Raw genomic sequence first — 7,213 nt, forward strand, 5'->3', positions numbered from 1 at the left:
CCGAAAGCCTCCCATGCTCGCACCCGTCATCGCCCCGTCGATCCTGTCCGCCGACTTCTCGAAGCTGGCCGAGGAGACCCGCGCCGTGGACGCGGCCGGCGCCGACTGGATCCATCTCGACGTGATGGACGGCCATTTCGTGCCCAACATCACCTTCGGGCCGCCGGTTGTGAAAGCGCTCCGGCCCCACACGCAGAAATACTTCGACGTGCACCTGATGATCGCGCCGGCCGATCCGTACCTCGCGGCCTTCGCGCAGGCGGGGGCCGACGGCATCACGGTCCACGCCGAGGCCGGGCCGCACATCCACCGCTCGCTTCAGACCATCCGCGACCTCGGCAAGCGCGCCGGCGTGGCGATCAACCCGGGCACGCCGGCCGCCATGGTCGAGCCGGTGCTCGACCTCGTGGATCTCGTGCTGGTGATGACGGTGAATCCCGGCTTCGGCGGCCAGAGCTTCATCAAGGGCGCCATGGAATCGGTGGCGCGGGTGCGCGCCATGGTGGCGGGCCGGGACATCCGCATCCAGGTCGACGGCGGGATCGACCCCGAGACGGTCAAGGTCGCCAGCCGCGCCGGGGCCGACACGTTCGTAGCCGGCAACGCGGTCTTCAGCGGCGGCCCGGACGCCTACGCCGAGCGCATCGCGGCGATCCGCGAGGGCGCGGAGGGCGCCTCCGGTCGCGACCTGTCGTGCTGAGGGCGCTGATCTTCGACGTCGACGGGACCCTCGCCGAGACCGAGGACCTGCACCGGCAGGCGTTCAACCGCGCCTTCGCGGAGCTCGGCCTGCCCTGGCGGTGGGACGAGGCGCTCTACGCCGACCTGCTGGCCGTCATGGGCGGCAAGGAGCGGCTCGCCCACTACATCGACACCGAGCACACGGCGGAAGCCGCCGCGCTCCACGCCCGCGCGCCGGAGATCCACGCCATCAAGACGCGCGCCTACGGCGACCTCGTCGCGCGGAACGGCCTGCCGCTGCGCCCCGGGATCGCCCGGCTGATCGCCGAGGCCCGTGCCGCGGGAATCCGGCTCGCGGTGGCCACCACGACGAGCCGCCCGAACGTCGACCGGCTCCTCGCCGCCAATTTCCCGCCGGACGTCGCGCCCTTCGACGTGATCGCGGCCGGCGACGAGGCGAGCCGCAAGAAGCCCGCCCCCGACGTGTTCCTGCTGGCGCTCGCCGGCCTGGAGATCCCGGCTTCCGAGGCGGTGGCCTTCGAGGATTCGGCCGCCGGCATCAGCTCGGCCCGGGCCGCCGGGCTGCCGGTCCTGGCGACCCGGAGCCGCTACACCGAGAGCCACCGGCTCGACGGCGCCTTCTCGGCCGTCTCGGATCTCGGCGAGCCGGATCGGCCGCACCGGCACCTCGCGGGCGTCGAATGGCCGGGCGGGGTCGTGGATCTGGCCTCCCTGATCCGGTGGCACGAATCCCGGGACGGTCAGAGCGTGCCGGTCCAGGCGATGGGCACGAGCCGGTAGCCCGGTCCGTCCCGTTCCACGTGGCCGAGCGATGGGAAGGGGAAGTGGTAGCCGACCACGAGGGCCCTCTCGGACGCGGCCGTGTCGTAGAAGCGGTGGCGCGTCGCCTGCGCCTGATCGGCGTCGTGATCGTACATCACGTGCCAGTCCGGGTGCTGCAGGAAGAAGGCCGGGATGTTGGTCACGTCGGACTGGATCAGCAGACGGTCCGCGCCTGAGGCGACCGCGAAGGCCGTGTGGCCCGGCGTGTGGCCGGGGGCGGCGAGGGCGGTGATCCCGGGCACGATCTCCTCGTCCCACGCGAAGGTGCCGATCCGGTCCTTCAGGTCGCCGAGCACCCGGCGGGTGTTGGCGAAGTAGCCCTGCGTCACCGGGTCGGCGGCGCGGGCCATGTTGGCGTCGCTCATCCAGAACGCCCAGTCGGGTGCGGCGGCCCGGATCTCGGCGTTCGGGAAGGCGAGGGACCCGTCCGCCCGCTTGAGGCCGTTCGTGTGGTCGGGATGGAGGTGCGAGAGCAGCACGAGGTCGATGTCCTCGGGCCTGATCCCGGCCGCCGCGAGGTTCGCCGCGAGGCGGCCGACGGGCGCGCCCGGCACCGGGCCGTTGCCGGTATCGATCAGGACGAGCTTCGCGCCCGTGTTGATCAGCGTCGGGTTGAACGGCACCGTCACCTGGCCGGGGGGCATGTAGGCCGCCCGCGCGGCGCCGAGCGCCTCGTCCCGGGGAATGTTGCGCACGAATCGGTCCGGCATCGGGAAGCTGCGCGCGCCGTCGTTGAGGATCGTGACCTCGCAGGTGCCGATACGGGTCCGGTAGAAGCCCGGCGCCTGCGCGCCGCCGAAGGGTGCGGTGGCGCGGGCGCGTCCGCCGAGACCCAGGACGGCCCCTCCGGCGAGCGCGGCCCGCACCAGATCGCGACGGTTCGTGCCCGGCATCGGATCCTCCTTGAAACCCGCGTTGGCCCGTGTCCTAGCGTCGGCCCGGCCGGCGATCGGCGCGGGCGTCCGCCCGCCCGTGCGCCTCGGTGGCGAACAGCATCGTCCCGGCCACGAGGCCGAGCGCGGCCGCGATCCCGAACTTGAGCCAGCGCGGGTCGGCCGCCGCGACGTCGCTGGTCGCGCGGGAGTCGAAGCGGCCGTGGGCGCCGGGATCGGTGTCCACCGGGTCGTAGAGGTTGTCGGGTCGGTTCTTCTGCGCCTGCACGCCGGTCATCTCCCCGCGATAGCCGTGCCGGGCGAGGTAGCCGTCGATCCAGCCCGGGATCAGCATGTTTCCGATGATCGCCTTCCAGGCCGAGGCCCCGATCCACATCTCCCGGGGCGCGTCGTGCGCCGCCCGGAAGACGTGCCGGGCGATGGCCTCCGGCTGGTAGATCGGCGGCACCGGCTCGAGCCTGCGCGGCAGCCGCGAGCGCGCCCAGTCGAATTGCGGCGTGTTCACGGCCGGAAGCTGCACCATCGTCAGGCGGACCCGGCTGCGGTCGTGGAGGAGCTCGCTGCGCAGGGAATCGACGAAGCCCCGCACGGCGGCCTTGGCGGCGCAGTAGCTCGCCTGGAGCGGGATCGACCGGTAGGCGAGCGCCGAGCCGACATGCACGATCGTTCCCCGGTCGCGCGGGACCATGTGGCGGAGGGCCGCCAGCGTGCCGTGCACCTGCCCCAGATAGGTCACCGCGGTGGCGCGGTGGAACTCGTCCGGGCTCGTCTCCTGAACGGGCGCGTAGACCGTCACCATCGCGTTGTTGACCCAGACGTCGATGCCGCCGAACGCCTCGGCCAGCTCGTCGGCGGCCTGGGCGACGGCCTCCGCGTCGGCGACGTCGGCCGCGAAGGCCAGGGCCCGGCCGCCGGCCCGCTCGACGTCGCGGATTGTGCCCCTCAGCCCCGCCGGGCCGCGCGCGATCAGCCCCACGTTCCAGCCGTGCCGGGCGAATTCGTGGGCGACAGCCCGGCCGACGCCGGCGCTCGCGCCCGTGACCATGACCGTGCTGCGTCCGTTCCGGCTCGACATCGGGTTCCCAGCTGCGCGTGAAGTCCAGCGCCAACGCCCGAGTCGGCCATTTTTTCCGCGGTCACGGGATTGCGAAGCCCGTGGGGCCGTGTCGGCCCGCGTCGCGCCGACCGGCAGCGGCCGCGTTGCTTCGTCCGAAGGCGGCGGCCTATATACGGCGCGACCTCACAGCCGCGACGGCGGGGTCCCGCACGCCCGCCCGCGCCAACGAACAAAAGTCCGAACCGTCATGGCAGGCCATTCGCAGTTCAAGAACATCATGCACCGGAAGGGCCGGGTGGACGCGGTCCGCTCGAAGGTGTTCGGCAAGCTCGCCCGCGAGATCACGGTGGCGGCCAAGCTCGGCACGCCCGACCCGGCGATGAACCCGCGCCTGCGCGCCGCGATCCTGGCGGCCCGCGCCGAGAACATGCCCAAGGACAATATCGAGCGCGCCATCAAGAAGGCCGCCGGCGCCGACGGCGAGAACTACGAGGACATCCGCTACGAGGGCTACGGGCCCGGCGGCGCCGCGCTGATCGTCGAGGCGCAGACCGACAACCGCAACCGCACCGCCTCGGACGTGCGCTCGGCCTTCACCAAGTCCGGCGGCAGCCTCGCCGAGACCGGGGCCGTCGCCTTCATGTTCGACCGCGTCGGCGTGATCGCCTACCCGGCCTCCGTGGCCGACGCCGACACGATGCTGGAGGCGGCGATCGAGGCCGGCGCCGACGACGTCAGCTCCGGCGAGGACGGACACGAGGTCATCTGCGCCCAGGATTCCTACGGCGAGGTCACCAAGGCTCTCGAGGCGCGCTTCGGCGAGCCCGCGCGCACGGGCCTGATCTGGAAGGCGCAGAACACCATCAACGTCGACGACGAGACCGGCGAGAAGCTCATCCGCCTCGTCGAGGTGATCGAGGACCAGGACGACGTCCAGAACGTCTACGTGAACTTCGCCCTGTCGGACGCGCTGGTGGCCAAGCTGCAGGCGTGAGGGGCACGGCCGGCGAGCCGGGAACGGACAGTCCCAGTCGCAGCCATGCCGGGCGCCCGTTCGCGCTCCGGATCCCGCTCGGCAATCCCGGAATGGCGAAGTCGGGGGGCGGCGTGTTCGCCCTCCGGAGTTCCGGGCTCGCCCGTCAGGCGCCCGCGGCCGCGAGTTCGGCCCCGAAGCGGTCCTGCGCGTAGCGCTCCACCGAGAAGGTGTCGTCGGGCAGCTGCACCATGAAGCGCTCGGCCACCTCGGTCAGCACGATGTCGGGCCGGACGCGCTCGATATACGGCCAGTCCAGCGAGGTGCTCCAGACGAAGTGCACCTCGCGGAACGTCTCGGCCAGCATGATCGTCAGCATGTACGGCATGACGTGCGAGAAGGAATCGCCGAACAGGACTAGCCGGCGCGGGTCGGTGGCCCTGGCGTTCCCGTAGATCACGTGCGCGCCGACATGCAGCGTGTGCAGCAGGCCGGCCATCTCCCGGACCTCGACGATCGGGCTGCCGTAGGTCCGGACCGCGTCCCGCTGCATCAGGACGGTGCGCGAGCGCGCCCGGCGGGGCGGATCGAAGGCGGTCCCCAGATCGCCGTCGTGGTCGGTCTCGAAGGACGGCCGGTCCCGCAGGTCCTGCCGCGGCTCGGCGCCCAGCGCCCGGCAGATCTCCGCGTAGGCGAGATAGCAGCCGTCAGCCGACCAGTGGGTGTCGGTCCGGCAGTAGAGGTCGGCCGCGTCGCGCTGCGCCCGCATCGGCGTCACCAGATCGATGCAGGTCTGCCGCCAGCGCTTCCGCCGGCGCCAGGCCGCGTACAGCCCGACCGGACCCGGGAAGCGGCCCGCCGGGGGCTCGCTGTGGAGGAGGCGGTAGGCCGGCGACGCGCTCGGCCGGATGGTCAGCCCGTCGAGCCGGTGATCGTAGATCATCAGCTTCTCCGGGGCGACGACGTGGCGGTACAGGATCCCCTGGGCGCGCAAGCGCCGCTCCCGCGTCGTCACGAGGCTGCGCCACTGCCAGATCAGCTCGCTCGTCTCCTCCGGCCGCTCGTACTGGCCGAGCACGTCGTTCGTTCCCGTCTTCAGGAACAGCCAGCCGTCCTGGCCGACATGGATGTGATCGGGCGTGCTCGAAGCCATGGCGCACTCGTGAGGCGGGTCGCCCGTTCCGGCGGCCGCCGGATGTCGAATTCGGCCGCAAGGCGCGGGATGCCGGAGCGGCAGCGGACCGACAGAGTGCCGCACGCGTCTTCCACCACCCGGCAGGCCCCGTCATGCCCCTCCTCAACGCCCGCGCCAAGCCGCATAGTGCGGCCGCCATGAGCCCCGTTCCCGCGACAGACCCCGGCGATGCCGAGCGCTGGGCCGCCCTCGCCGCCCGCGATGCGCGGGCCGACGGCACCTTCGTGTACGCGGTCCGCACCACGGGCGTGTACTGCCGCCCGAGTTGCGCCGCGCGCGCGGCGCGGCCCGAGAATGTCAGCTTCCACCGGACCTGCGCCGAGGCCGAGGCGGCCGGCTTCCGGCCGTGCCGCCGCTGCCGACCGGACGAGCCCGCCCTCGCCGAGCGCCGGGCCGAGGCGGTCGCCCGCGCCTGCCGCCTGATCGAGACGGCCGAGACGATGCCGTCCCTCGCCGCGCTCGCCCGCACCGCCGGGCTGAGCGCCTACCACTTCCACCGGGTGTTCAAGGACGCCACCGGCGTGACCCCCAGAGCCTACGCGGCCGCCCACCGCGCCGCCGCCGTGGCGCGGCGGCTGCCCGGGGCCGCCTCGGTGACGGAGGCGCTGTACGAGGCCGGCTACGGCGCCGCGAGCCGGTTCTACGCGGCGGGCGCGCCGCGCCTCGGCATGGCGCCCGCCGCCTACCGGACGGGCGGCGCGGGCCTGCGCATCCGGTTCGGCATCGGCGCCTGCAGCCTCGGCGCGATCCTCGTCGCCGCCACCGAGGCGGGCGTCTGCGCGATCCTCCTCGGGGACGCGCCCGAGCCGCTCCTGCACGATCTCCAGGACCGCTTCCCCGCCGCGGAGATCGAGGGCGGCGACCCGGCCTTCGAGGGCTGGATGGCGCGGGTCATCGGTCTCGTGGAGGCGCCGGGCAGCGGCCTCGACCTGCCCCTCGACATCCGCGGCACGGCGTTCCAGCAGCGGGTCTGGACGGCTTTGCGCAAGATCCCGGTGGGATCCACCGCGACCTACGCGGAGATCGCCCGGGCGATCGGCCTGCCGACGGCGACGCGCGCGGTCGCGCAGGCCTGTGGGGCGAACCCGGTCGCGGTGGCCATCCCCTGCCACCGCGTCGTGCGCTCGGACGGTGCCCTGTCGGGCTATCGCTGGGGCGTCGCGCGCAAGCGCGCGCTGCTCGACCGGGAGGCGGAGGCCTGAGGACCTTCCGTGCCGGACGATCCGGTGCGCGCAGCGCCGTGCCCTCGCGCCGCCTCCGATCGCGTCGCAACGGTTCGGGAGGAAAGCGGCTCCGGTCGAGGCAGCCGCGCCATTTTCCCTCTCCCGTGCGGGAGAGGGTTGGGGTGAGGGACACGGCGCTTACAGGTCGAGCGCGCCATCGCGGCTCGGCCAGGAGGCGCCTCGTGCGGACGGACCTGATCCCTCACCCTGTCCCTCTCCCGCATGGGAGAGGGGACCCGCGCCTCGTGCGGCACGGGCTCGGCGATCGCCCCCGTGTCAACGCGATCGGTCACGGCTCTAGCGTCGGCCACCGCCAGGACCACCGGGACCGCCGAAACCGCCGCCGCC

Annotated in this window: 7 protein-coding genes; 4 read left to right on the forward strand and 3 right to left on the reverse strand. The window is 73.1% G+C overall.

Annotated elements, in window-relative coordinates; translation table 11 throughout:
• Positions 1 to 13 precede the first annotated feature (13 nt).
• Entirely contained in the window at positions 14 to 700 is a 687-nt protein-coding gene (gene rpe, locus ACLBYE_RS06165; RefSeq protein ID WP_020092550.1) for a ribulose-phosphate 3-epimerase, read from the forward strand.
• The gene (locus ACLBYE_RS06170) at positions 694 to 1,482 is read left to right on the forward strand and encodes an HAD-IA family hydrolase (RefSeq protein ID WP_447693471.1); all 789 of its coding nucleotides are present in this window, start codon (positions 694 to 696) and stop codon (positions 1,480 to 1,482) included. The genes rpe and ACLBYE_RS06170 overlap by 7 nt, the downstream gene beginning before the upstream one ends.
• Here ACLBYE_RS06170 and ACLBYE_RS06175 read toward each other — a convergent pair.
• Both ACLBYE_RS06175 and ACLBYE_RS06180 read right to left on the reverse strand, forming a co-directional pair.
• The gene (locus ACLBYE_RS06175; RefSeq protein WP_447693472.1) at positions 1,443 to 2,417 is read right to left on the reverse strand and encodes an MBL fold metallo-hydrolase; all 975 of its coding nucleotides are present in this window, start codon (positions 2,415 to 2,417) and stop codon (positions 1,443 to 1,445) included. The two genes, ACLBYE_RS06170 and ACLBYE_RS06175, sit on opposite strands and share 40 nt — an antisense overlap.
• 34 nt (positions 2,418 to 2,451) lie before the next feature.
• The gene (locus ACLBYE_RS06180; protein WP_447693473.1) at positions 2,452 to 3,492 is read right to left on the reverse strand and encodes an SDR family oxidoreductase; all 1,041 of its coding nucleotides are present in this window, start codon (positions 3,490 to 3,492) and stop codon (positions 2,452 to 2,454) included.
• Positions 3,493 to 3,721: 229 nt separating this feature from the next.
• On the opposite strand from ACLBYE_RS06180, the gene ACLBYE_RS06185 reads away from it, so the two are divergent.
• A complete protein-coding gene (locus ACLBYE_RS06185; protein ID WP_056526849.1) occupies positions 3,722 to 4,468 on the forward strand; it encodes a YebC/PmpR family DNA-binding transcriptional regulator in 747 nt (248 codons plus the stop codon).
• Between the two features lie 145 nt (positions 4,469 to 4,613).
• On the opposite strand, the gene ACLBYE_RS06190 is transcribed toward ACLBYE_RS06185, so the two are convergent.
• A complete protein-coding gene (locus ACLBYE_RS06190) occupies positions 4,614 to 5,600 on the reverse strand; it encodes an alginate O-acetyltransferase AlgX-related protein (protein WP_447693474.1) in 987 nt (328 codons plus the stop codon).
• Positions 5,601 to 5,779: 179 nt separating this feature from the next.
• On the opposite strand from ACLBYE_RS06190, the gene ada reads away from it, so the two are divergent.
• Positions 5,780 to 6,844: a bifunctional DNA-binding transcriptional regulator/O6-methylguanine-DNA methyltransferase Ada gene (gene ada, locus ACLBYE_RS06195; protein ID WP_447693477.1), complete on the forward strand. Its 1,065-nt coding sequence runs from the start codon at positions 5,780 to 5,782 to the stop codon at positions 6,842 to 6,844.
• The last annotated feature ends 369 nt before the right edge of the window (positions 6,845 to 7,213 follow it).

It is taken from the genome of Methylobacterium sp. A52T (assembly GCF_053346095.1).